The organism is Carnobacterium sp., from assembly GCF_045617425.1.
GTDB lineage: Bacteria > Bacillota > Bacilli > Lactobacillales > Carnobacteriaceae > Carnobacterium_B.
In genome coordinates, this window is sequence record NZ_JAZLIO010000022.1 from 177,357 (window position 1) to 202,251 (window position 24,895).

A 24,895-nucleotide genomic window follows, 5' to 3' on the forward strand; every position below is an offset into this window, starting at 1 on the left:
TCACTACTCTTTTATACTAGTGAGTTCTTTTTTGTCCTCTATTTCTTAACCTTGATAAACATCTTGAACAGGTTTCATAATGATGCGGTTTAAATCTTCAATCAATGTGCTTAAACGTTGTTCAGCTTCCATCAATCCTTTGATAACATCATTTTCTCCAGAAGTTTGAGCTAAGTTTTGAGCTTCAGCAATTTCTTCTTCAGTAATTTGTTCACCCGACATTTGTTTTTGTTGCAATTTAATTTGAACTTCTTGGAAGTCAAAGTACATTTTGCTAGCTGCTTCATCTTTTTTAACTTCATCAAAAGCTGCTACTAAAATAGTATACTCTTCACTATCTCTTAATTCTTTTTCTAAAGCATTGGCTGTATCATAAATATTTGTACTCATAATATACTTCACTCTCCAATTCAAATAATGGTTTCATCTTAATAACTATATCATTTCAGACATTATTTTTCCAATATTCTCATCTAAATCACTAACTTTTTTTCTATTGCGTCACTTTATTTTTAAATTGATCAAGCAAGTTTCCAAATTTGTCTTTAACAATATCCGATCCTTCCTTTACTTTTCCACCAATTGAATCAATTGTGTCTTTCACACCTTGTTTCCAGTCACTAGAACCTGCTTCAGTTTCTGCTTCTGCAGCAACAATTTCTTGGGCACTCTCTGTATTGAAAGCTGTTAGTTCAGTGTATGGAAGAATATTTTCCATTTGTTTTTTAAACAGCGGTCCTACCCCAGTGGAACTTCCCGTTGTCATATAATGTTCTTCGTCAGTTGGGTCAAATCCCATCCAAGTTGCAACCACAATATCAGGTGTATAACCAACTGTCCACTGATCCGTTGTACCACCTTCGTCATTAAATGTTACTTCTGTACTCCCAGTTTTTCCAGCTATTGTATAACCAGATGGGTTATTGTTTTGTGCTGTCCCATTTGTAAACACGCCCATCAGCATACTCGTCATTTGGTCTGCAACTTCTGGAGTAGTCACTTTTTTCGTTTCGGGTTCTGTGTTGTCAACAATGACTGCACCTGTAGCATCAACGATTTTAGTAATGAAATGTCCTTCACTCATCACACCACCGTTAGCGAACGTTGTATAGGCACTCGCCATTTGAAGAGGAGAGACTCCTTTACTCAATCCACCTAGAGCCAGTCCTAGATATTCATCCCCTTCAGTTCCTTCTGCTAGAGGAATGCCGAATTCTTCAACTTTTTTAAATCCTTTGTTTAATCCTATTTCATTTAGAAGCCAAACTGCTGAGGTATTTTTACTTTCTGCCAAAGCTTGATACATCGGTACTTCTCCTTCATATTCATGGTCAACATTTTCAGGAGTATACTTATCTTTACCATAAGAAATTGGCTCATCAACCAACATTGAATCAATCGTATATCCTTGCTCTAAAGCAACAGTATAAACAGCTAGTGGTTTGATGATAGAACCCGGTTGCCTAACCATTTGAGTCGCATAATTAAAGCCTCTAAATGTATGCTCTTTTCGGCCCCCAAAGATGGCAAAAACTCCGCCAGTCTCAGGATCCAATGCAACAGAGCCACTTTCTAATAATGTTCCATCTGCTGCATTTTGGAATAAATAATCATTTTCATAAGCCAAATCCATTGCACGTTGGTAATTTTGATTTAATGAGGTATAAATTTTATACCCTTTATTTAAGATTTGTTCTTCACTTAAATCATAGGTATAAATTGCTTCATTTACTACTGCATCAAAATAAGAAGGGTATTGATATCCTTCTTTTTCTGAGTACGCATCAACTAGTGTTAACCCTTCAGCTTTTATATTGTCTACTTCTTCTTGAGTAACAATCTCATTTGTTACCATTAAGTCCAAAACAACGTTTCTTCTAGAAATAGCATTATCGTAATCGTCAATAGGATTATAATTTGTAGGTGCCTTCAACATACCTGCTATTGTAGCGGCTTCTGATAAAGTTACTTCTGCCGCAGATTTCCCAAAATATTTTTGAGAAGCATCTTCGACTCCCCAAACTCCATTTCCAAAATAAGAGTTATTGAGATACATCTCTAATATTTCATCTTTTGTATACACTTTTTCGATTTCGATAGCTAAAAAAAGTTCCTTTAATTTTCGAATAAACGTTTGATCCAATGTCAGATAAGCATTTTTAGCTAATTGCTGAGTAATTGTGCTTCCGCCTCCGACAATATTCCCGCCATTAATGACATAGCCAACCGCCGCTCTAGCAATTCCAATTGGATCAAATCCTGAGTGTTTGTAAAAGCGTTTATCTTCAGTCGAAATGACAGCTTGTTCAATCGAGTCAGATATATTATCAACTGAAATAAACGTTCCCTTTTGTGAGTACAAGGTTCCAGCTTCTTCATTATTGACATCATAGATTGTTGTTGTTTGTTCTAGACCTGCTTTTAATGTAGAAACATTTGCTGTTTTTGCTAAGTATAACAAATAAACACTTGCAACTAGGGAAACAGTTAGTATGACTAAAAGGATAATTTTATTTACATGGTATTTCTTCCAAATTCGTTGTCGTATTTTATGGAACTTTAGTAGATACGGTTTTGCCCAATTCCAAAAAGTGATCAGAGCTCCTTGTAACTTCTCTAAAAAAGAAGATTCATTCATTCGCATTCATTCCTTATTTTTTTATTCTAAATCGACCCTTATTTTAAGTTTAACAAATCACTAATGAAGACACATCCTCCTTAAGTAGGATATGTCTTCATTGACTAATTGTTTTTTATTCGCCATTTTGCTTAGTTTTCACTATTTTTTCTTTATCATTTTACCATATTGATGTAGAGTAAAGTTAAAGACTTTATTAAAATGGAAAAATTGACTATTTGCTTAATACTAGTTTTAAAAAAAATGGATGAGGTGAGACCTTGGGACAGAAAATAGAATAAAGGTACGAATCTATCAAAAGGATAGTTTTAGTTATACAACTGTTTCTTTTGGTCGTTTTAACCTTGTATTTCATCCTCACCCTGATGACTTTACTAATAATGACCATTGAAATACTCTTTGTATGATGAACTATTTATACTTATTAAGAACAATTCATTGCAAACTATACTACAAGGAGGTGAAGTCTACGCTATAATTCTAGCGTAGACAATAATTTGTCAATTACAACTGGAATCATTGCATTCTTTATTATCTTATTTATCGCTGCTTTATTCGTGATGTCAGAATTCGTACTGGTGCGCATTCGCCCTTCAAGATTGGATTACTTAATTGAAAATGGCGACAAACGTGCAATACTTTTAAAAGAAATGACACAAAAATTAGATACGTATCTCTCAGCAACTCAATTAGGGGTAACCATCACTTCACTAGCTATTGGTTGGTTAGGTGATCCCACTTTTGGGCGCTTGTTTAATTTATTATTTTCATCCGTTGATATTCCCTCTTCTGTTTCAACGATTGCTTCAATTACTTTATCTTTTATCATTTTAACTTCTCTTCAAGTTATTATTGGAGAGCTAGTGCCAAAAAATATTGCAATCAATAAAACGGAACAAATTGGTTTATTTATCGCTAAACCTCTGCAGATGTGGTTCCGTATTATGTATCCTTTAGTTTATGTATTGAATCGAATCGCAAATAGTATTTCACGTCGAATCGGCATGAAGAATATCAGTGAACCCGAAGAAGGAGTTTCTGAAGAAGAACTTCGTATCATCATGGGTGAAAGTTTAAAAAGTGGCGAAATCAATCGCGATGAATATCAATTTGTAGAAAATGTATTTGCATTTGATGATCGGATGAGTCGTGAAATCATGGTGCCTCGTACTGAAATGGTGACTGTATCGACCTCAATGACTTTGAGAGAAATTGCTCAATTGGTTAGTAAAGAACGATTTACACGTTACCCAGTCATTAAAGATGGTGATAAAGACATTGTATTAGGCATTATAAATACAAAAGAAATATTCGCTGTTTATGTGGATGCCGTGGAAGCAAAATTATCTGAAACCTTTAGTTTTGCTGAGTACATTAGACCCATCATTTCGGTTATTGAAACAATTCCTATTAAAGAACTTCTTGTAAAAATGCAAAAAGAACGAAATCAAATTGCTGTACTTGTAGATGAATACGGTGGAACCAGTGGAATTATTTCAATGGAAGATATTGTTGAAGAAATTGTTGGGGATATTAGCGACGATTATGAAGTTGTTGGCGAGCCCGAAATTAAGAAAATTGGTGATCATCATTATCGCGTTAGTGCTAGGATGTTGATTGATGATGTAAATGACATTTTTGGTCTTTCCATCGAAGAAGAAGATGTCGATACTATAGGCGGCTGGATGATGAATCAAAAATACGATATTTCCATCGATGAAGAATTAACTTTTAATAATTACATCTTTAAAGTTATTAAATCAGGAAATGGTACCCTTGAAGTTATAGACATTATAAAAAAGACCCCTCAAGTTGCTATGAATGAAATAGATTAACTTTAGATTTCAGGATAGATAAAAAAAGCCTAGATTAATCAATCTAGGCTCTTTTTATTATGTCTTTCATTTATCTATTTTTATTGTCTTTGTTCAGCAACCTGAATCAATTCATCAATGATTTGGTCTACTTCACGTAAATCTTTTGCGTTAGCTCCACTAGCTAACGGGTGACCACCACCATCATGTTTTTTGGCTATTTCATTAATAACTGGTCCTTTAGAACGTAAACGGCAACGAAAATGACCATCCGGCTGTTCAACAAATATTCCCCATAAAATGACTTCTTCAAGTGCGCTAGGTAATGAAACAACCGCAGAAGTTTCAGCATCTGTTAACTCAAATTGATCTAGGATCGACTTAGTAAGAACAACTTTTCCTACGCCAGATGAATGGACTTCGATGTTTTGTAAAACATAACCTGAAAGATGTGCTACTTTTCGCGACATAGCATTCATTTTCTGATTAATTTCATCCGGTTTAAAAGGAAATTCCATTAAATCGGCAACAATACGCATCGTTTTAGGTGTTGTAGCTGGATATAAGAAACGACCTGTATCTCCAACAATACCTGCGTACAATAACTTAGCAGCTGTAGTTGTCATTTTCAATGTTTCTTTTTGTTGAAAACAGAAATCAGCAATTATTTCACTAGAGCTACTAGCATTCGTATCCACTAAAACAATATCTCCGTAAACATCATCATTAGGATGATGATCTATTTTAACTAAGTACTTTCCTTGACTGTAGCGTTCATCGCTAATGCGCGGTGTATTTGCCGTATCAGTCACAATAACTAAAGCTTCTTGATAATCTTCATCTGAAACATCATCCATTTCAGTTAAATAGCTTAAATCACCAACTGGTCCACCCGTCTTTAAAACTTTTTTAGTTGGAAAACTAGCTTTTATAATTTCTGCTAATCCGCCTTGTGACCCAAGCGCATCTGGATCAGGATTTTTGTGCCTATGAATAATAATTGTTTCTGTTTCTTTAATTTTTTCAAGTATTTGATCGTATAAGTTTATAGACATTCTTTTTCTCCTTTAACTTCTTTGCATCAATTGACATACTACAGTTGCTTTCGCTACTAAAACCGTATCAGTGTAAACCTCAATATCCAATTTAGCCGTTCTTCTGCCAATTTCAAAGACACTTGGTCTGATTTCTATTTCACTTCCAAGTTGAACCAATTTTAAATAATATAAATTCATTTGTTCTACCATAGCATTCTTTTTTTGGTAAACAACCATGGTATTTTTTGTTACAGTAGAAATCACTTCACTCAACAATCCAAATGAGAGCGTTCCAACATTATCAGTCATTTGTGGGGTCACTTTGAATTTATAATAAGGGATTTTAGAAGTCCATTCTTCTGAAGAAGTTGTTAAGATCTCTATATTTTCATTTATTTGATCAGATAGCGTATCTCCCATTTGCGGTTGTCGCTGAGAAGATTGCATGGCTTTCATAACATCTTGACGAGAAACGATGCCCATAAGTGTTAAATCATCTTCAACGATAGGCATCACTTCCAACCCATCCCAGATCATTAAATGGCCTACACTTGCTACACTCATGTGAGTTTTGGCAAATGTAGGATTTTTTGTCATGACTCGTTCAATGCCGACATGATCCTGTTTACCAATAATATCTTTAGCAGTAACCATCCCAATCAAACGTCCTTTTTTATTCACAACAGGAAAGCGCGTATGTTGACTTTCCTCATTTAATTTTCGATAATCTAGAACGACTTGATTAGCTGTTAAATACAACGTTTTATCAGCTTTTGTATAAATATCATCAACGAGCATAATTTCCTTTTTTATTAATTGATCTGTAATTGCTCGGTTGATCAATGTTGCTACCGTAAAAGAATCATATGTTGTACTTAGTACAGGCATTTTTAATTTATTGGCTAACAAAATAATGGCTTCATTTGTTTTAAAGCCACCAGTAATCAAGACTGCCGCACCGCATTCAAGAGCCAATTTCTGGGCATTTTCACGGTTCCCTACTATCATCAAGGAACCAGGTGTAATGTATCGCATCATTGCTTCTTCCGTCATTGCACCAATAATAAACTTGCTTAAATCTTTATCTAATCCTTCTTCACCACCCAAGATATCGCCGTCTATAATTTTTACAACTTCCCCATAAGTCAGTGTTTCGAAAGTTTCTTTCATTTTACGTTCAATACGAATTGTTCCAACTCGCTGAATCGTTGAAACTAATCCATCGTTTTGTGCATCTTTAATCGCACGGTATGCTGTTCCTTCACTAACATTTAAATTCTTTGCAATTGACCTTACTGAAATCTTTTCTCCAACCGGTAATCTTTCTATATACGTGATGATCTGATCGTGTTTTGTAGTCATTCGCTTGCCTCCATACTACATATAAGATAAATCGATTACTTCTCCAATTTTCAAGGCTAGACCTTGATCTTCAGCTAAGCTTGTGCAAAAATCTTCTGCATTCTGTTCAATGAGTGGAAACGTATTATAATGAATAGGAACAACTTTTTTAGCTTGTATATAACTTGCAGCAATGATAGCATCTTCTGGTCCCATAGTATAATTGTCTCCTATAGGTAAAAAGGCTACATCAATGGTTTTATAGACACCGATTAATTTCATATCTGTAAACAATGCTGTATCACCAGCATGATAAATCGTTTGATTATCCGCACTAAAAATGATACCCGCTGCAAGTCCCAAGGTGACAGCTTCTCCTTCTATTTCATATGAAGAACCATGAATAGCAGGTGTCATTTTAATTTCACCAAAATCAAATTGATGTTTCCCACCCATTTGCATGCCATGTGTTCTAAAGCCTTTCTTTTTAAAAAATGAGGCTATTTCTACATTAGAAACAATTAAAGCTCCTGTTCTTTTTGCAATAGGTTCCGTATCTCCGATATGATCATCATGTGCATGTGTTAGAATAATTACATCTGCTTGAACAGTATTGGGGTCTAAGTCACTTTTAGGATTTCCGGTAATAAAAGGATCCATTAAAATAGTCATTCCTGAATCAGTCAACAATTGTAAACAAGATTGTCCATGCCAAGAAATTTTCATCTTATTACTCCCCTTTCGTTCGCTGAACGAACTCTCGATAGAATAATTTTATTATACAGTTGTGAAAAATAGAATGCAATTAGTCTTGTTATATAACAAGACTCAATAATCAGTTTCTTTGTCCCATAAGGGTAAGACAATATTTTCATAGGCTAAAGGATCTAAGTTAGTCACTGTGATACCTAGTAATCGTATACCTCTATCCAATACCCCAATTTCATCCCAGAGGTTTTGGGCATGAAAGAATATTTCTTCCCCATTCTTCACATAATTAGGTAGCGTTAGTCGTTTTGTAGCTGTTTCGAAATTTGAATACCGTACTTTTAATACCACTGTTTTTCCGTGTTTTTGATTTTTCCGAAGTGAAATTTGCACTTTATTTGCGATAAATCTTAATTCGCTCAAGACTTCTTGTTCGGTTGTAAGATTTTTCCCATAAGTTAACTCCCTACCAACTGACTTTCTTTCACGACTTACTTGAACAGGTGAATTATCGATTCCTCTAACTTTACGATAAAGAGAATATCCCATTCTACCAAACCTTTGAATCAATTCCATTTCATTTTTTTGAAATAAATCTTCTCCTGTATAAATAGAAAGGTCATGCATTTTTTCAACAGTCTTTTTTCCTACACCATAAAATTTTTCAATGGGTAGTTTCCGTAAAAAATCCAAGGCTTCATCGGGTGGGATAACCGTTATTCCAGCAGGCTTATGGTAGTCAGAAGCTAATTTTGCAATAAACTTGTTGTAGGATACTCCAGCTGAACTAGTCAATTGAACTTCTTGCCAGATATCTCGTTGAATGAGTTTTGCAATATATGTTGCACTCGTTAGGTTTAGTTTATTTACCGTTACATCTAAATACGCTTCGTCTAATGAAAGAGGTTCAATCGTATCGGTGTAACGTTCAAATATTGACCGAACTTCTGCAGAAATTTCACGGTATAAGTTATAATGTCCAGAGATAAAATTTCCATGTGGACATAGTTCATATGCTTTTTGAGCACTCATTGCAGAATGTACACCATACTTGCGCGCTTCATAATTAGCAGTAGCTACGACCCCTTTACCTCCTGTTTCTTTTGGATGCCGTGCGATAATAACGGGTTTCCCTTTTAAATCAGGGTTTTCTCGTTCCTCTACTGAGGCGAAAAAGGCGTCCATATCAATGTGTATAATTTTCCTTGTTGTGTCTCTTTTAGGTTCATCGAATCTTAATACACCAATGTCCATCCTTTTTCCACCTCCTTCACCCTCATTATAAGGGAACGTACATTCTGAATCAAGATTTATAAGCTTGGTGTACTGAATGGATAACTTCCTATATTCATTAAAAAATAAACCAAACATGAAAAAAGGGCCCAGACTTTTGTCCAAACCCTTCCTACGTTTTAGCTTAAATGATTACTTTCCAGTGCTTTCTTTAATGTCTTTTTCTGTCTTTTTTTTCGATGAATTTCATAGATAAATCCTTTTTTGGGAGAAAAGATAAAAATTACTATAAAAGTTAAACCAGTTACAACTGCTATCATACCAGCAATGGAAACATCAAAGTACATTGCAAGCTGAAAACCGATCAAACTATTTATAGCACCTAAAACAGCACTAATGCCTAACATGTAACTTAACCGGTTTGTTAACAGGTATGCTGAAACTGGGGGTCCTACCATAAATGCTACCACTAATATCGATCCCACTGCTTCAAATGCTCCCACCGCTGTAACGGACACCAATGACATCAATGCATAGTGCAACAAGACAGGAGAAAACCCTAACGAAGCTGCCAATAAAGCATCAAATGAAGTCAATTTTAGTTCTTTGTAGAAAAAACCTATGAACAAAAGCAGTAGAATAAGGATAGCAGCCATTGAGTAAATAGCTTGTGGACCAACATCAATTCCAAATAGAATCAATCGATCAAAAGGAGCAAACGCTAATTCTCCTAATAACACTGAATCTGTATCCAAATGTACATCCCCAGCATAACGAGTAATAAGAATAATAGCGATACTAAACAATAAGGGAAAAATAATTCCAATAGAGGCATCTTTATCCAGTAATTTTGTTTGATGAATCAATTCTGTCAACCAAACTGTAAGAATACCTACAAGTGCAGCACCTACAATCAGTAATGGCGAATTTAAATCTTGGGTGATAAAAAAAGCTACTACAATACCCAACAAAATCGTATGAGTAATGGCATCTGTCATCATAGCCATTCCGCGGATTACCAGAAAGACACCCGGTAATGCACAAGCAACAGAAACTAAAACTGCAATGAGTTGTATTTCAAAAACAGGGTTCATACTTATCCGCCTTTCTTTAATTGAGTTGCAAATTCTTTTTTACGTTGCATATTATTAATCATTTTCCAAATAATCCCTCTACTTGGAGCAAAAAGAATACTGATCAACACAATTGAACTGATAATTAGAACAATAGTTGGTCCTGTCGGAATTTGTTGGCCTAATGAACTGATCATAGTTCCAATAATCCCAGAAATACAACCAAAAATTGCTGCTAATACTACCATAATCGATAAATGATTCGTCCATTGTCTAGCTGCTACTGCTGGTCCAATCAAAAGAGAACTCATTAAGATAACTCCAACGGATTGTAATCCCATTACGATAACAATCACCGTTAGAGTCGCTAAAAGACTATTCATCCAGTAGACTGGCAATCCAATACTGGTAGCAAATGAATGATCAAAAGCCATCAATTTAAATTCTTTCCAAAACGCGATGACCACGATCAACAATACGATCCCTACTAGGAACATAATTTTAACATCTCTCTCTAAAAGAGTAGAAGATTGTCCAAAAATAAATTTTTCTAAACCAGCTTGATTAGAGTTTGGACTTTTTTGGATAAAGGTTAATAAAACTAAACCAAGACCAAAGAAAACGGATGTAGTCAGCGCCAATGCACTATCAAATTTAACTTTAGAGTGTTTAACGATAACCATGATCAACCAAGTAGCCAGCAAACCTGAAATAAGTGCTCCAAGTAACAAAATTTCCATTTGTTTATTTGAGGTAAGTATAAATGCCAGACAGATCCCTGGTAGAGCTGCATGACTCACCGCATCACCAAGCAAACTTTGTTTACGCAAAACTGCAAAACTTCCGATAACACCGCTTAATAAGCCTAAGATACTCGAACCAAAAACGACTACTTGAAAAGTATAATCAAAGAAAAGAGCACTTAGTACATCCATTTATTCTTCCTCCCATGGTTTTGTTTGATTTTGACGATAAGTTTTGGCAATCAATTCCTTAGTAAAAGTTGTTTCAATTGGTCCACTTCCAATCAATTCACGATTAATTAAAATAACTTCATCAAAATATTCGGGAACAGTTTGTAAATCATGGTGAACAACGACAATCGTTTTCCCCTCTGTTTTTAATTCCTTTAGTAATTGAATAATAATTTTTTCTGTTTGCGCATCTACACCTTGAAAAGGTTCATCCATTAAATAAATTTCCGCTTCTTGAACCAATGCTCGGGCGAGAAAAACACGCTGTCTTTGTCCACCAGATAATTGACTGATTTGTTTATCTTTGAAGTCAGACATACCTACTTTTGCAAGCATCTCATTAGCTAAGGTTTTATCTTTCTTTTTAGGTCTTTTAAACCATCCTAAGTGACCGTATCTTCCCATCACAACAACGTCTAAAACCGTTGTTGGAAAATCCCAATCCACACTTCCATTTTGAGGTACATATGCGACTAAATTTTTATTTTTTCCATAATTTTCATCTTTGGTTTGTTCAAAAGTAAAATCTACTTCACCAGCAATTGGCTTGATTAAATTGATTAAAGATTTAATAAGCGTAGATTTACCCGCACCATTTGGTCCAACAATAGCTGTTAATGTGCCTTTAGGGATATTAACCGAAATATTCCACAAAACCGGTTGTGCTTCATAAGCTACAGTCAATTGATTTAAGCGTATTGCAGTCGTTTTTTCTATTTGTTGATTCTCCATGCTTTATGCACTCCAGTCTTTTTGATTTATTTCAACGCATCAACAATGGTATCTACATTAGATTTCACTGTCTTTATATAAGTTTCACTGTCGTTTTCTTTGTCCCCAAGAGAATCTGAGTAGAGTTCTCCTCCGATTTCAACTTCAAAACCTTTTGCTTTAGTAGCTGCCTGTAAAGATTCAATCGTTCTTGTTGGAACAGAAGACTCAATAAAAATAGCTTTTATACCATTATCTACAATATAATCAGCTAATTGGCTGATATCTCCTGTCCCTGCTTCAGCATTTGTATTTAAACCTTGAAGCCCAATAACGTTAAATCCATATTCTTCACCAAAGTAACTAAAGGCATCATGAGCTGTTACTAAAACACGATCATCTTCTGGTATTTCATTTACACGATTGGTTACATATTGATCTAACTCTTCCAATTCAAGCAAATAACTTTCTAAGTTTGCTTGATAACTTTTTTCATTTTTAGGATCCGCAGAAATCAACCCTTTAGATACTTCTATTGCTGATTTTTTCCAAAGGCTTACATCAAACCAAATATGCGGGTCAATGGAGGTACTTCCTTCTCCAGCAGAGAGAACATCATTTTCGTTTAAACCATTTTCTAAAGCAATAACGGTTTTTTTCTGATCTTCTAGACCTTGAAATATTTCACCCATTTTCCCTTCAAGTTCTAGTCCGTTGTAAGCTACTACATCTGCAGACTGCATATAAATGACATCTCTTGCACTTGCTTTGTACAAGTGAGGATCTACCCCAGCAGACATCAGTCCGGTTACATACACATGTTCCCCACCGATTTCTTTCAATAAATCAGTTAGCATCGTCGTTGTGGCTACGACTTGTAACTTATCCGAATCCTGATTTGACCCAAAATTATAACAACCTGTTAGAAAAATAAATGCAATAAACATTGAACTGAAAAGAATACGCTTAATAGTTTTCATCTTTTTCCTACTTTCTATGCCATTTCAATAAAAATACTCGTAGCAGCTTTATAACTGATTGATAGCTGCCTACCTTCTGATTCAAGTATAATAGGTCCTTCATAAGCCCCAATATCTATTATTTTATATATATCCCCTATATTAACTTCTAGTGAAGCTAAATAATCTAGCAATTCTTTCTCATCTGCGACTCGTTTAATTTTGACCACATCATAAACTTGTTTATCAACTAAATTCGGAAGTGTTTTTTCATCAATGATGCCTTTTTCAGTTGGAATCATTCCTCCATGAGGACAAACAGTAGGGAAATTTAAGTAATAATCTAATTTCCTTGCTAACTCAACCGAAGTAACGTGTTCTAATACCTCAGCTTCTTCATGAACCTCATTCCAAGCATATCCTAAATGACTAACTAAAAAAACTTCCCACAAGCGATGTTTTCTTACTAAGGCACTTGCTTTTTGAAGGCCCTCTTGGGTTAATTGAATTCCTTGATAAGGAACATGTTCAACAAATCCTCCTTTTAATAATTTCGTTACCATTTCGCTGACTGATGCAGCAGATACCTTTAGACCTGCAACGAGTTCTTTATTGGTCACTTTTTTAGTTGTACCACCAAGTTCATAAATCATTTTCAAGTAATCTTCTTTATTTGGCGTCATAATTTTCTCCTACCTCATTTTTTAGGTTTATCCTTTTAAGAACTGTAGAGTAAGTTACCCCAATTGGATTATCTTTTTACTTGTTATTTAAAGCTCTAACAGCATCCGATCGTTTTTTTAGGCTTACCTAACTTATATTAAAAGTATACCTTGATTTTTTATTTTTGCAAGACCTTTATCCAACTAATTGCATTTTGAAAACAAAAAAGAAAAGCTAAGGCAAATTGCCTTAGCTTTTCTTTTTTGTTTTTAATGTATTTCTTCAAATGCATCAATAATGATTTGTTTCAACTCACTAATTAAAGGTTGTTTTGGATTAGCTGTTGTACATTGATCTTCAAATGCTAATTCTGCTAACTGATCAACTGTATCATATAGAGTTTCAGAAGTTACACCTTGACCTTTCAAACTCATATCGATACCAACATCTTTTCCTAACTTATTAATTTCTTGAACCAAAGATTCTACTAATTCTTCTGTAGTGTTCCCTTTAAAACCTAAGAAACGAGCGATTTCAGCATAATCTTCATGTGCATGGAAATATTCATATTTCGGAAACAATGCATGTTTTGCGGGATCTTTTGCATTGTAGCGAATCACATGCGGCATTAATATGGCATTAGTACGTCCATGAGGAATATCATAAGCAGCTCCGATTTTATGTGCAATAGAATGATTGATGCCTAAAAATGCATTAGCAAATGCCATCCCAGCCATAGTAGAAGCATTATGCATTTTTTCTCGAGCTTCTTCTGTACCATATTCATAAGACGAACGTAAATTTTCAAATACAAGTTTAATTGCTTGAAGACTTAATCCTCTAGTGTAATCACTAGCCATTACAGAAACATATGATTCAATGGCATGTGTTAAAACATCCATACCCGTATCAGCAGTAACTGATTTTGGCACACTCATAACAAACTGCGGATCGATAATTGCTACATCTGGTGTTAGAGCATAATCAGCTAATGGGTATTTCACGTGTGTTTCACTATCTGTAATTACTGCAAATGGTGTTACTTCAGAACCTGTTCCAGAAGTTGTTGGGATACAAACAAATTGTGTTTTTGTTAAATTTGGAATTTTGTAAGTTCTTTTTCGAATATCTAAAAACTTTTGTTTAGCTCCAAAGAAAATCGTTTCAGGTTTTTCATAAAATAACCACATTCCTTTAGCAGCATCCATTGCGGAACCGCCACCAATAGCGATAATTGTATCTGGTTGAAAACGAATCATAGCTTCTGTTCCAGCTTTAACTGTTTCAGTAGAAGGATTTGGTTCAACATCTGAGAAAATTTCAATTTGAACTTTGTTAGTTCGCTTCATTAACTCTTGTACAACTTTATCTGCATAACCAAATTTCACCATACCAGGATCACAGACCAAGAAAACACGTTCGATATTCTCCATGTCTTGTAAATAAGCAAGAGAATTTTTCTCAAAATAAACTTTTGCTGGTAATTTAAACCACTGCATATTATTTCTCCGTTTCGCGATTGTTTTAACGTTCATTAAGTTTACAGCAGTAACATTTTTAGAAATTGAATTTTTTCCATACGATCCGCAACCTAGTGTTAATGAAGGAATCATGTTATTGTATAAATCGCCTATTCCACCTTGAGCAGTAGGAGAGTTTACCAAAATACGGCAAGCTTTCATTTCTACTCCAAATTTTTCTGCCAATCCATCATTTTGTGTATGAATTGCCGCTGAATGGCCTAATCCTCCCAATTCTAGCATCTGTTGAGATAAATCAAATGCATGACGAGTAGAATCTGCTTTGATCATTGCAAGTACTGGAGATAATTTTTCGCGAGATAACGGATAATCTTCGCCAACTCCATTTATTTCTACTACAATCATTTTCGTTTCTTGGGGTATTTCTATACCTGCGAGTGCAGCAATTTTGTAAGGAGCTTGCCCTACTATTTCTGGATTTACAGCAACTTTTGCTTCATTCATCACAGCTTTTTCAAATTTTTCTATTTCGTTTGGTTTAGCAAAATAAATAGAATGTTTTTTAAATTCTTCTTTTACTTCTTGATAAATTTCTTTATCTACAATAACTGCTTGTTCAGAAGCACAAATCATTCCATTATCAAATGTTTTTGATGCAATAATGTCATTAACTGCACGTTTGATTTTTGCAGTTTTTTCAATATAACTTGGGACATTTCCTGGTCCTACTCCTAAAGCAGGTTTTCCAGTGGAATAAGCTGACTTGACCATCGCAGATCCTCCAGTTGCTAATACAACAGCAACTCCCGGATGCTGCATCAAACTATTCGTAGCCTCCAATGAAGGTTGCTCGATCCATTGAATACAATTTTCCGGTGCTCCAGCCTTTATAGCAGCTTCTTTCAAAACAGTTGCTGCAGCTACAGAACATTTTTGTGCGCTTGGATGAAAAGAGAAAATAATTGGGTTACGTGTTTTTAAAGCAATTAAAGCTTTAAACATCGTTGTAGATGTTGGATTAGTAACAGGTGTTACACCACATACTACTCCGACTGGTGTGGCTACTTCTATCAATTCAGTTTGATCATCCTTGCTAATTATCCCAACTGTTTTATTGTCTTTTATAGAATTCCAAATAGATTCTGTGGCAAACATATTTTTAATGCATTTATCTTCATAAATTCCTCGACCAGTTTCTTCAACTGCCATTTTAGCTAACGGCATGTGTTGGTTTAAACCTGCCATTGCCATTTGATGAACAATAAAATCTACTTTTTCTTGATCGAACGTTTCTAAAACTCTTAATGCTTCTTTCCCTTGACTAACTAAGATGTCGATTGCATCAGCTACATTAATTTGATTCCTTACAGCACTTTTTTTAACTGTTTTGTTTTTTTCTTTCATACTAACTTCCATCATTTTAAATCCTCCTATTATTGTTATCAATTTCACAATTATCATACTTTATTTTTATTTTTTTGTAAAGTAAAAAAGTGCCATTTAATTAAATTCATTTTAAACCCTTTTATATTAAGGTTTTATATTTTTATAAATTTTACCCACTCATATATTTAAATGTTAAAAAAATCACAAAATCACTTTTAAAAAGAGGAACCAGTCAATACACTGATTCCTCTTTTTAAAATAAATCATCAAAGTTCATCTCTTCAAGTGAAGTAACTTTATAAACTTGAGCTTCTACAGCAGCATAATCTAAGTACTGATTTGGTGTAATTTTCATAATATCATTAATTTGTTGGTAATAGTGAGTTGGTCTTATTCTTTTCCAACAGAAGCTTGTAACGTAATTCCATAAATCTTCTTCGTTTATTTGATGGTAACCCATTAGATTAAATTCTTGCATTTTTAATTTTAGCCACGGTTCATACTTAGCATAGTAAGCAAAGGATTCATTGATCAACAGCATACACTCCTTATCTAAAAACTGTCTTCATTCCTTCTATGTAACTACTACAGAACTTTAAAACAAAATAACATAATTTGTTTTAAAATACAACTATTGCATTAAAAAAGGATACTATCAGTTTTAGTCTGATAGCACCCTTTAAGATCTTAAGTGTAACGATTAAAGTTTTTCGTCAGTATTATTTTCTACTCTATCTTGAGGTGGTGTGTTTGTTCCAAGATCTTCTACAGGAGTTGAAACTCCGTTAGTCACTATGCGAGCAATGGCTTTCTTTTCAAATGTTAAAAAGATTCCGTCACAATCAAGTACAACAGTATTATTGGTTGTATTTACTTCATCAATAATCCCATGTAGTCCACCAATTGTTACAACTGAGTCGCCTTTTTTCATAGCATCAAGCATATTTTGTGTTTTTGTAGCAGCTTTTTTTTGCGGGCGAATCATCATAAAATACATCAAACCCATAATCGCAATAAAAGGTACAAAATTAAAAATTAACTCCATTTTTCCACTCCATTCTCCGATTCAATCATCTTTACATTACTTACTTTACCAAACATCTAGTCTTTTTACTATCTCTTAAATAAGATTCTTATAAAACCTTTAGAAATTTCTAGCATTTGGTTTATTATAACCATATTCTTCAAAAAAACTTTCTCTGTACTCCAATAAATTATCATCCATAATAGCCTGTCTTACATCTTTCATTACATTTAATAAGAAATACAAATTATGATAACTAGTCAAACGTAATCCGAATGTTTCATCTGCTTTAATCAAATGACGAATATAAGCTCTTGTATAATTTCGACAAGTGTAGCAATCACATTTATCATCCAAAGGCGCAAAATCACGTTCATATTGTGCATTTTTAATAACTACTCGACCTTTACTGGTCATACATGTCCCATTACGAGCAATACGAGTAGGCAATACGCAATCAAACATATCGACTCCTCTCATGACACCATCGATCAATGAATCGGCAGTTCCTACGCCCATCAAATAACGCGGTTTATCATCTGGAATAAGAGGTGTAGTGTATTCTAAAACTTTATTCATACTTTCCTTTGGTTCTCCTACAGATAAACCTCCTATTGAATACCCTGGAAAATCCATAGATACTAAATCACGAGCACTTTGTTGACGAAGTTCTTTAAATCCAGCACCTTGGATAATACCGAATAAACCTTGACGATCAGGATTTGCATGAGCTTTTAAGCCTCTTTCAGCCCAACGACTTGTTCGTTCAACTGATTTTTTTACATAATCAAAACTTTCGTCAAACGGTGGACATTCATCAAAACTCATCATAATATCTGGACCAAGTTTATTTTGAATATTAATGGCTTTTTCAGGAGACAAGAACATTTTTGAGCCATTCAAATGGTTTCTGAAATGAACCCCTTCTTCTTCAATTCTGCGCAAGTCACTTAATGAAAATACTTGGAATCCGCCTGAATCGGTTAAAATACCTTTGTCCCAATTCATGAATTTGTGTAATCCGCCAGCTTCTTCAACGATATCCTCACCCGGGCGTAACCATAAATGATACGTATTACTTAAAATAATACTTGCTCCCATTGACTTTAATTCTTCAGGAGCAATACTTTTTACAGTCGCTAACGTTCCAACTGGCATAAACATAGGAGTTGGAAAAGTTCCGTGAGGAGTAATAATTTCTCCTAATCTTGCGCCTGTATGTTTTTCTTTTTTTATCAATCGGTATTTAATTGCTGGTTCTGACATGTTTCTATTCCTACTTTCGTTCTTCATAAATTATAGATTTATTAATTATTTTTTAGATTTTATGATTCCTTAATACACAGTTTTTAGTATTAACTCAATAACATCATTCAAATGAATCGTCAGTCCTTGTTCATCATCTGAGTATTCTTTTCTAGCTTTATCAACTAAAAGACTCATAATAGCACTATTAAACAGATAAACAATTGTTTCATATTGTTGATCTGTTAATGAATGGTCTTTCGAGAACTCTTTTAATTTAGTACAGAGTAATTGTTGGATATATTCTTGTTTATAGTTGAAAATCGATTTAGTTTGTTCATTACCTACTTCCTTAATCGTACTAAGAACAATTTGGCGATGCCTGTCAAAAATATCCGCAATAAAGCGACCGGACTGTTGCATTAAATCCGTTGTATCTTTAAAGTTCTGAGAAAAAAATTCATCTACTTCATTAGTAATTTGTTTTGTGTGTTGTTTAAAAGCAGTATCCATTAAAACTTGTTTAGATTGAAAATTTTTAAAAATAGTTGTCTCATTGACTTCAGCTTTTTGAGCGATCATCTTTGTTGTCGTACTTTTATATCCCACATGTGAAACTAAATCTAATGCTGCATCAATAATACGTTGTTGCGTCTTTGTTAATGCTTCCGCGTTTACATTTGCCACTTAATTATGACCTCCAAATTCAACATACTTTTAAACAAGTATGTACTCACTCAATATAACAGTTTATCACACTAATTTTAGAAAACAAGCTATTTTTTAATTTTAAGCCACTTCATTAGTAAACGCTTTCTAATTGTGGTATATTATAGATGGATAGAGAGACGTTTATATGAGTGAATTGGTTGAATTTCTTTAGTGTTTAGAAGTAGAAGAAGCAAACAAATCAACATTCTGTTTTTAGTTACCAGATTCACTGTCCGATTCGTTTAAAAATAAAGCTGTACCTTTGGTAACACCATATGTACCATTTTTAAAGGTTTAAAGGCAGTTTAACCAAAGTAGTAAAGAAACTGTATGTCGTTTTAAAAGAAGTTCAAATAACTATTTGTTTTTAACTATTCGCTGATTCACTCATATCCTCTCTAAAAACCAATAGAAGTTGGCCTAAAAAGCCAGCTTCTATTTTTTATTCAGATTAACTAAGAGTATCTATTTAACAAACATTGCATCTCCAAAACTAAAGAAACGATATTTTTCGTCTACTGCATGTTGATAAGCAGCTAGAACATTCTCTCTTCCTGCAAAAGCACTGACCAGCATTACTAATGTTGATTTTGGCAAATGAAAGTTAGTTGAAAAAGCATCTACAACTTTGAATGTATAACCAGGTGATATAAAAATATCCGTCCATCCACTGTCTGCTTTTATTTCTCCATTAAATTTAGTACCAATCGTTTCTAAAGTACGAATAGAAGTTGTTCCCACAGCAACAATTCTACCACCATTGTTTCGAACAGCTGTTAATTCTTCGGCAGACCCTTCTGTTAAACGATAAAATTCCGAATGCATTTCATGATCTTCAATCGAATCTACACTAACAGGTCTGAAAGTACCAAGACCTACATGTAAGGTTAAAAAGACCAACTTCACACCTTTTGACTTGATTTGTTCTAGTAACTCTTCTGTAAAATGCAAGCCAGCTGTAGGGGCAGCAGCAGAACCATTTTCTTTTGCGTACACAGTTTGATAACGTTCACTATCTTCTAATCGTTCTTTGATATAGGGAGGAAGGGGCATTTCTCCTAATGATTCTAAAACTTCTAAAAAGATACCATCATAAGAAAAATCAATGATTCTCCCCCCATGATTTAATTCTTCAATTACAGTTGCAGTCAGTCTTCCATCTCCAAAAGAAATGACATCACCCACTATAGCTTTTTTAGCTGGTTTAACAAGCGTTTCCCATTGATCTTTTTCTGTATTTTTTAATAACAATATTTCAAGATGTGCGCCTGTTGTTGGCTTTACTCCGTGTAACCGTGCTGGAAGTACACGTGTATCATTCATGACCAGTGCATCACCTTCATTAAGTTCTTCAAGGATATCCATGAAGTGTTCATCTTCAACTTCGCCAGTTTCTTTATCTAAAACCAATAATTTTGAACTTGATCGATTTTCTAAAGGGGTTTGAGCAATTAATTCTTCTGGTAAATCAAAATCAAAGTCATTTGTTGTTAACATAGTCATACTCCTAATCTATATAAGTAATTGGGTAACCGAGGTGAGCATAACCCATATGAGTTACTATTCTTCCACGTGGAGTCCGTTGAAGAAAACCTGCTTGCAATAAATATGGCTCAACCATATCTTCAATTGTTTCAATTTCTTCTCCGATATTAGCTGCAATCGTAGACAATCCAACTGGTCCACCATGATAATTTTCAATCATCGTTTTTAATAGTTTTTGATCAACAAAATCTAATCCTTCTTGATCGATTCGAAGCATTGCCAATGCTTCATCTGCTATTTGTTTTTTTATCACTCCATTAGATTCTACTTGAGCGTAGTCCCTTACACGTTTCAACAAGCGGTTTGCTACTCGAGGAGTCCCTCTCGATCGTCTGGCAATTTCGATTGCACCCGATTCGATTATTTCAGTATTAAAGATGTCTGCTGAACGCAAAACAATATCACTCAGCTCTTCTATTGTGTAATATTCCATATGCGAGACAATGCCAAAACGGTCCCTCAATGGAGCTGACAACAACCCTGCTCTTGTTGTAGCGCCCACAAGAGTAAAAGGTGGCAACGGGAAGTGAACAGGGTGTGCAGTTGGCCCTTGTCCTACAATGATATCTACAAAGTAATCCTCCATAGCAGAATACAACATTTCTTCAACTAGTCTTGGCATACGATGGATTTCATCTATAAATAGAACGTCTCCAGCTTCTAACTCATTTAAAAGAGCAACTAAATCTCCTGCCTTCTCGATTGCAGGACCACTTGTTGTTCTTATCGCTACGTCCATTTCGTTTGAGATCACCATCGCCATCGTTGTTTTTCCTAAACCAGGCGGACCATAAAGTAAAACGTGATCTAGAGCTTCTTCACGATTCTTTGCTGCTTCTATATAAATTGACAATTCTCTTTTTACTTTTTCTTGGCCGATGTATTCTTCTAAATAATGTGGACGTAATGATTTTTCTAACGAAATTTCATCTGTCGTACTGCTATCACCGGAAATAATGCGTTCTTCTGAATTCATTGTTTTTCACCACTTTTCTTTTTTTGCACTCTGCTTACTTCTTCATCAATAATCGTAAAGCTTCTCGTAAATAAGCATCTGTCGATTCTTTATTTAATTTACGAATTTGCGGTTCAACTTTTTTGATTTCTTTCGCACTGTATCCTAGCGCTTCTAATGCTTCCATTGCTTCAGTAACATGATTATAATTAGTGGACAACACTAATTCTTGTTGATACTCAACTGTATTCTCTAATGGTGCAACTGCCAAATCAGCTAATTTCCCTTTTAGATCCAAAACGATTTGTGACGCCGTCTTTTTTCCAACTCCTGGAAATTTTGTTAAATAAGCGGCATCTTCATTTTCAATTGCTTGTACAAGACCTTGATGATTATCATTCGCTAAAATAGCTAATCCACTTTTTGGACCGATACCTGAAACGCTAAGCAATTTTAAATACAGTTGTTTTTCGGTATAATCTTTAAAACCATACAATGTAATGGCATCTTCTCTAACAGCTTGGTGAACATAAATTGTTACTTCCTCATTTAATTTACTTGAAAAGCGAAACGGGTTAGCTATAAACAATTGATACCCTATCCCATTTGTTTCAAGGACAATATACGCAGGACTAACAAAAGTTACTATCCCTTTAATGTATTCAAACATATTATTTTCTCCATTCACTCATTCTATCGTTTTACTAGATGCAAAAAGGCACACCTGTTCGCTATTTAGTTTACCACATTTGCATCCATAAAAGGAGCTGCTGCCTAAAAAATCCTAGACAAAATAAAAAAGCACCCTCTAAACCATGTAAACAGTTAGAGAGTGCTTTTCCTATTTAACTTACCACATTAAGCAAATAATTTACGGTAACTGTCGTACCCTTCTTCTTCTAATTTATCAACTGGTACAAATCTTAGAGCTGCTGAATTGATACAGTAGCGTAAACCGCCCTTATCTTGAGGACCATCCGGAAAGACATGTCCTAAATGAGAGTTCGCATCTGAACTTCTCACTTCCGTACGTTGCATACCAAACTTCACATCCATTTTTTCAATAACTTCTTTTTCTTCAATGGGTTTTGTGAATGATGGCCAACCACATCCTGCATCATATTTATCATTTGAAGAGAATAGTGGTTTTCCACTGACAACGTCTACAAAAATACCATCTTTATAAAAATCATCGTATTCACCTGTAAATGGACGTTCAGTAGCTTCATTTTGAGTTACTTCATATTGAATATCGGTTAACTTATTCTTTAATTCGTTTTTATCATAGCTGTTCATGAAAATCCTCCTTTTTGATTCTATTTTCATTCTACACTTTTTAAAGAATTGCTTCAATTCATTGAATTTAATTTATTGGATTCAATGAGGGTCTTGGATACGTTTGAACATTTTTTCCATATCTTTATTGGTAAAATGGATCAACACCGGTCTTCCATGCGGACAATTATATGGATTTTCTGTCTTCTTTAAGTCTTTCAACAATGCTCTAGCTTCCGCATCATTTAAATAATGATTTGCTTTGATCGAACCTTTACAACTCATCATAATGGCTGTAGCTTCTCTAAACTTAGCAACACTTACACTGCCTTGCTCCAATAACAGATCAATCATTTCTCTTACGATACTTTCTTCTTCTCCTTGGTTGAACCACACAGGATGACTTCTTAGTAGAAAACTATTTTGGCCAAATGGTTCTAAGAAAATACCTACATTCTCCAATGCATCATTATTTTCTTGGATCTTGATTGCATCGCTATTTGGATAATCCAGCATTATAGGTACCAATAAATCCTGTAAATCATTACTAACTTCACCAATTTTTTTTCGGAAGTACTCGTATTTTATTCGCTCTTGAGCAGCATGTTGATCTAAAATATACAATCCTTTTTCATTTTGCGCAAATAAATACGTTCCATGCATTTGACCAACATATTCTAGCGTCGGAAATTGGTCAACAGATTCAGAAGGGACTTTTTCTTTCTCCATTAATTTACTGGCTGTTTTTAATGGCGATTCTTGGTGATAATCAACCAATTCACTGACTCGTTCATTTGGGACTTCTCTACTATGACTTTCTTGCGAAACATATTCAAAGGGAGTCTCTTGAGTCTCTTGAGTCTCTTGAGTCTCTTCTTGCAAGAAAAACGGGTTTTCTTCAGCCTTGTCTACACTATTTTTTTCAAAAGATCTAGATGGATAATGAGCATTATAAGAGGTTGAAGATGAATAATCATTTTCGGGCTCTTTATTGTCTTCATTTTTTATTTCTGGGTCTCTTTCTTGATGAAATTCAAACGTTGTTTGTTCATTCCCCTCCATCGGCAAGTCTGTTTTCTTTTTAAAAGATAAATTTTCTAAAGCGTCAGGAATAAGTTGTTCTTTACCTAGACTCTCATGAATAGCGGACTCTAGCAATTGCATTAATTCTTTTTCTTTACTGATACGAACTTCTTGTTTTGTCGGATGCACATTTACATCTACTAACAAAGGATCCATTTCAATTTCAATAGCAGCAACCGGATAGCGTCCAACCATAAGTTTAGACCGATAACCTGAAATAATAGCTTTATTCAGTAAATAATTTTTAATGTAGCGCCCATTTATAATAATGGAGATGTAATTTCGACTTGCCCTTGTGAGTTCAGGTAATGAAATAAAACCCGACACTCTAAAGTCTAAATCTTCTTTCTTTATTTCTCTCATTTTTTTGGCTGTGGCAACTCCATAAATACCTGCTAGTGTTTGTCTCAAATCGCCATTTCCAGCTGTTCTCAACAACTGATTGCCATCATGAACTAAGCGAAAAGCAATATTCGGGTGACTAATAGCCAATCGATTGACAATATCTGTCACATTCGACAGTTCTGTTTGCAAACTCTTTACGTATTTTAATCGTGCAGGCGTATTAAAAAAAAGGTTTTCTATTGTGATTTTGCTTCCTTTTCTTGCTTCATTCGCTTTTTCTTCAATAATTTTACCGCCTTTTAAAGAAAGGTACGTGCCACGTTCTCCACCAATCGATGTTTCTAGTGTAACCTCTGAAACAGACGCAATACTAGGCAGAGCCTCTCCACGAAATCCAAGTGTACGAATTCGGAAAAGATCATCTCGAGAATAGATTTTACTTGTTGCATGTCGCTTGAATGCATTTTGAACTTCTTCTGGTTCGATACCTAGTCCATTATCAATAATCTGTATTTTTTTCAATCCAGCTTCTTCGATAAGAATGTCAATCTGGCTGCTTTCTGCATCAATTGCATTTTCAATCAATTCTTTCACTACTGAAGCCGGTCGCTCAATTACTTCGCCAGCTGCAATTTGATTAGCTAATACATCTGAGAGTTCTTGAATTTTTGCCATCTCTTCCATTCCTTTCTAC

The 24,895-nt window shown here is 34.6% G+C and carries 22 protein-coding genes; 1 reads left to right on the forward strand and 21 read right to left on the reverse strand.

Annotation, left to right across the window (positions count from 1 at the left end; translation table 11 throughout):
• Nucleotides 1-45 precede the first annotated feature (45 nt).
• Nucleotides 46-390: a YlbF family regulator gene (locus tag ACKI3H_RS11995; protein WP_350451902.1), complete on the reverse strand. Its 345-nt coding sequence runs from the start codon at nucleotides 388-390 to the stop codon at nucleotides 46-48.
• 103 nt (nucleotides 391-493) lie between these two features.
• Nucleotides 494-2,638 (reverse strand): PBP1A family penicillin-binding protein, encoded by a 2,145-nt coding sequence (locus tag ACKI3H_RS12000; RefSeq protein WP_407372474.1) that lies wholly within the window; start codon nucleotides 2,636-2,638, stop codon nucleotides 494-496.
• A 497-nt stretch (nucleotides 2,639-3,135) separates the two neighbouring features.
• On the opposite strand from ACKI3H_RS12000, the gene ACKI3H_RS12005 reads away from it, so the two are divergent.
• Nucleotides 3,136-4,473 (forward strand): hemolysin family protein, encoded by a 1,338-nt coding sequence (locus ACKI3H_RS12005; protein ID WP_407372475.1) that lies wholly within the window; start codon nucleotides 3,136-3,138, stop codon nucleotides 4,471-4,473.
• Nucleotides 4,474-4,553: 80 nt separating this feature from the next.
• Here ACKI3H_RS12005 and ACKI3H_RS12010 read toward each other — a convergent pair whose 3' ends face one another.
• From ACKI3H_RS12010 to mutL, 19 genes are all read right to left on the reverse strand, one after another.
• The gene (locus tag ACKI3H_RS12010) at nucleotides 4,554-5,507 is read right to left on the reverse strand and encodes a DHH family phosphoesterase (RefSeq protein ID WP_407372476.1); all 954 of its coding nucleotides are present in this window, start codon (nucleotides 5,505-5,507) and stop codon (nucleotides 4,554-4,556) included.
• Between the two features lie 12 nt (nucleotides 5,508-5,519).
• Nucleotides 5,520-6,851: a DRTGG domain-containing protein gene (locus ACKI3H_RS12015; RefSeq protein ID WP_407372477.1), complete on the reverse strand. Its 1,332-nt coding sequence runs from the start codon at nucleotides 6,849-6,851 to the stop codon at nucleotides 5,520-5,522.
• A gap of 15 nt (nucleotides 6,852-6,866) precedes the next feature.
• On the reverse strand, nucleotides 6,867-7,556 hold the full coding sequence (locus ACKI3H_RS12020; RefSeq protein WP_407372478.1) for a metal-dependent hydrolase: 690 nt from the start codon (nucleotides 7,554-7,556) through the stop codon (nucleotides 6,867-6,869).
• Nucleotides 7,557-7,658: 102 nt separating this feature from the next.
• The gene (gene dinB / locus ACKI3H_RS12025) at nucleotides 7,659-8,792 is read right to left on the reverse strand and encodes a DNA polymerase IV (RefSeq protein ID WP_407372479.1); all 1,134 of its coding nucleotides are present in this window, start codon (nucleotides 8,790-8,792) and stop codon (nucleotides 7,659-7,661) included.
• 158 nt (nucleotides 8,793-8,950) lie between these two features.
• Nucleotides 8,951-9,865 carry a metal ABC transporter permease gene (locus tag ACKI3H_RS12030; RefSeq protein ID WP_407372480.1) on the reverse strand — a complete coding sequence of 305 codons (915 nt, stop codon included), beginning with the start codon at nucleotides 9,863-9,865 and terminating at the stop codon, nucleotides 8,951-8,953.
• Nucleotides 9,866-9,867: 2 nt separating this feature from the next.
• Nucleotides 9,868-10,779, reverse strand: a complete 912-nt coding sequence (locus tag ACKI3H_RS12035; protein ID WP_407372481.1) for a metal ABC transporter permease — start codon at nucleotides 10,777-10,779, stop codon at nucleotides 9,868-9,870.
• Nucleotides 10,780-11,550, reverse strand: coding sequence for a metal ABC transporter ATP-binding protein (locus tag ACKI3H_RS12040; RefSeq protein ID WP_407372482.1), 771 nt, complete (start codon nucleotides 11,548-11,550; stop codon nucleotides 10,780-10,782). It abuts the gene before it with no gap.
• Between the two features lie 26 nt (nucleotides 11,551-11,576).
• The gene (locus ACKI3H_RS12045; protein ID WP_407372483.1) at nucleotides 11,577-12,509 is read right to left on the reverse strand and encodes a metal ABC transporter solute-binding protein, Zn/Mn family; all 933 of its coding nucleotides are present in this window, start codon (nucleotides 12,507-12,509) and stop codon (nucleotides 11,577-11,579) included.
• A 14-nt stretch (nucleotides 12,510-12,523) separates the two neighbouring features.
• Nucleotides 12,524-13,171 (reverse strand): metal-dependent transcriptional regulator, encoded by a 648-nt coding sequence (locus tag ACKI3H_RS12050; RefSeq protein ID WP_407372484.1) that lies wholly within the window; start codon nucleotides 13,169-13,171, stop codon nucleotides 12,524-12,526.
• 249 nt (nucleotides 13,172-13,420) lie between these two features.
• A complete protein-coding gene (gene adhE, locus ACKI3H_RS12055) occupies nucleotides 13,421-16,051 on the reverse strand; it encodes a bifunctional acetaldehyde-CoA/alcohol dehydrogenase (protein WP_407372485.1) in 2,631 nt (876 codons plus the stop codon).
• 220 nt (nucleotides 16,052-16,271) lie between these two features.
• Entirely contained in the window at nucleotides 16,272-16,553 is a 282-nt protein-coding gene (locus ACKI3H_RS12060) for a post-transcriptional regulator (protein ID WP_407372486.1), read from the reverse strand.
• A gap of 165 nt (nucleotides 16,554-16,718) precedes the next feature.
• On the reverse strand, nucleotides 16,719-17,063 hold the full coding sequence (gene yajC / locus ACKI3H_RS12065) for a preprotein translocase subunit YajC (RefSeq protein ID WP_407372487.1): 345 nt from the start codon (nucleotides 17,061-17,063) through the stop codon (nucleotides 16,719-16,721).
• 99 nt (nucleotides 17,064-17,162) lie between these two features.
• Nucleotides 17,163-18,308 (reverse strand): tRNA guanosine(34) transglycosylase Tgt, encoded by a 1,146-nt coding sequence (gene tgt, locus ACKI3H_RS12070; protein WP_407372488.1) that lies wholly within the window; start codon nucleotides 18,306-18,308, stop codon nucleotides 17,163-17,165.
• 69 nt (nucleotides 18,309-18,377) lie between these two features.
• On the reverse strand, nucleotides 18,378-18,974 hold the full coding sequence (locus tag ACKI3H_RS12075; protein ID WP_407372489.1) for a TetR/AcrR family transcriptional regulator: 597 nt from the start codon (nucleotides 18,972-18,974) through the stop codon (nucleotides 18,378-18,380).
• A 489-nt stretch (nucleotides 18,975-19,463) separates the two neighbouring features.
• Nucleotides 19,464-20,495, reverse strand: a complete 1,032-nt coding sequence (gene queA / locus ACKI3H_RS12080) for a tRNA preQ1(34) S-adenosylmethionine ribosyltransferase-isomerase QueA (protein WP_407372490.1) — start codon at nucleotides 20,493-20,495, stop codon at nucleotides 19,464-19,466.
• A 10-nt stretch (nucleotides 20,496-20,505) separates the two neighbouring features.
• A complete protein-coding gene (ruvB, locus tag ACKI3H_RS12085; protein WP_407372491.1) occupies nucleotides 20,506-21,519 on the reverse strand; it encodes a Holliday junction branch migration DNA helicase RuvB in 1,014 nt (337 codons plus the stop codon).
• A gap of 34 nt (nucleotides 21,520-21,553) precedes the next feature.
• Entirely contained in the window at nucleotides 21,554-22,168 is a 615-nt protein-coding gene (ruvA, locus tag ACKI3H_RS12090; RefSeq protein WP_407372492.1) for a Holliday junction branch migration protein RuvA, read from the reverse strand.
• Between the two features lie 188 nt (nucleotides 22,169-22,356).
• Nucleotides 22,357-22,794, reverse strand: coding sequence for a peptide-methionine (R)-S-oxide reductase MsrB (msrB, locus tag ACKI3H_RS12095; protein WP_035021923.1), 438 nt, complete (start codon nucleotides 22,792-22,794; stop codon nucleotides 22,357-22,359).
• Nucleotides 22,795-22,875: 81 nt separating this feature from the next.
• A complete protein-coding gene (gene mutL, locus ACKI3H_RS12100) occupies nucleotides 22,876-24,876 on the reverse strand; it encodes a DNA mismatch repair endonuclease MutL (protein WP_407372493.1) in 2,001 nt (666 codons plus the stop codon).
• Nucleotides 24,877-24,895 lie beyond the last annotated feature (19 nt).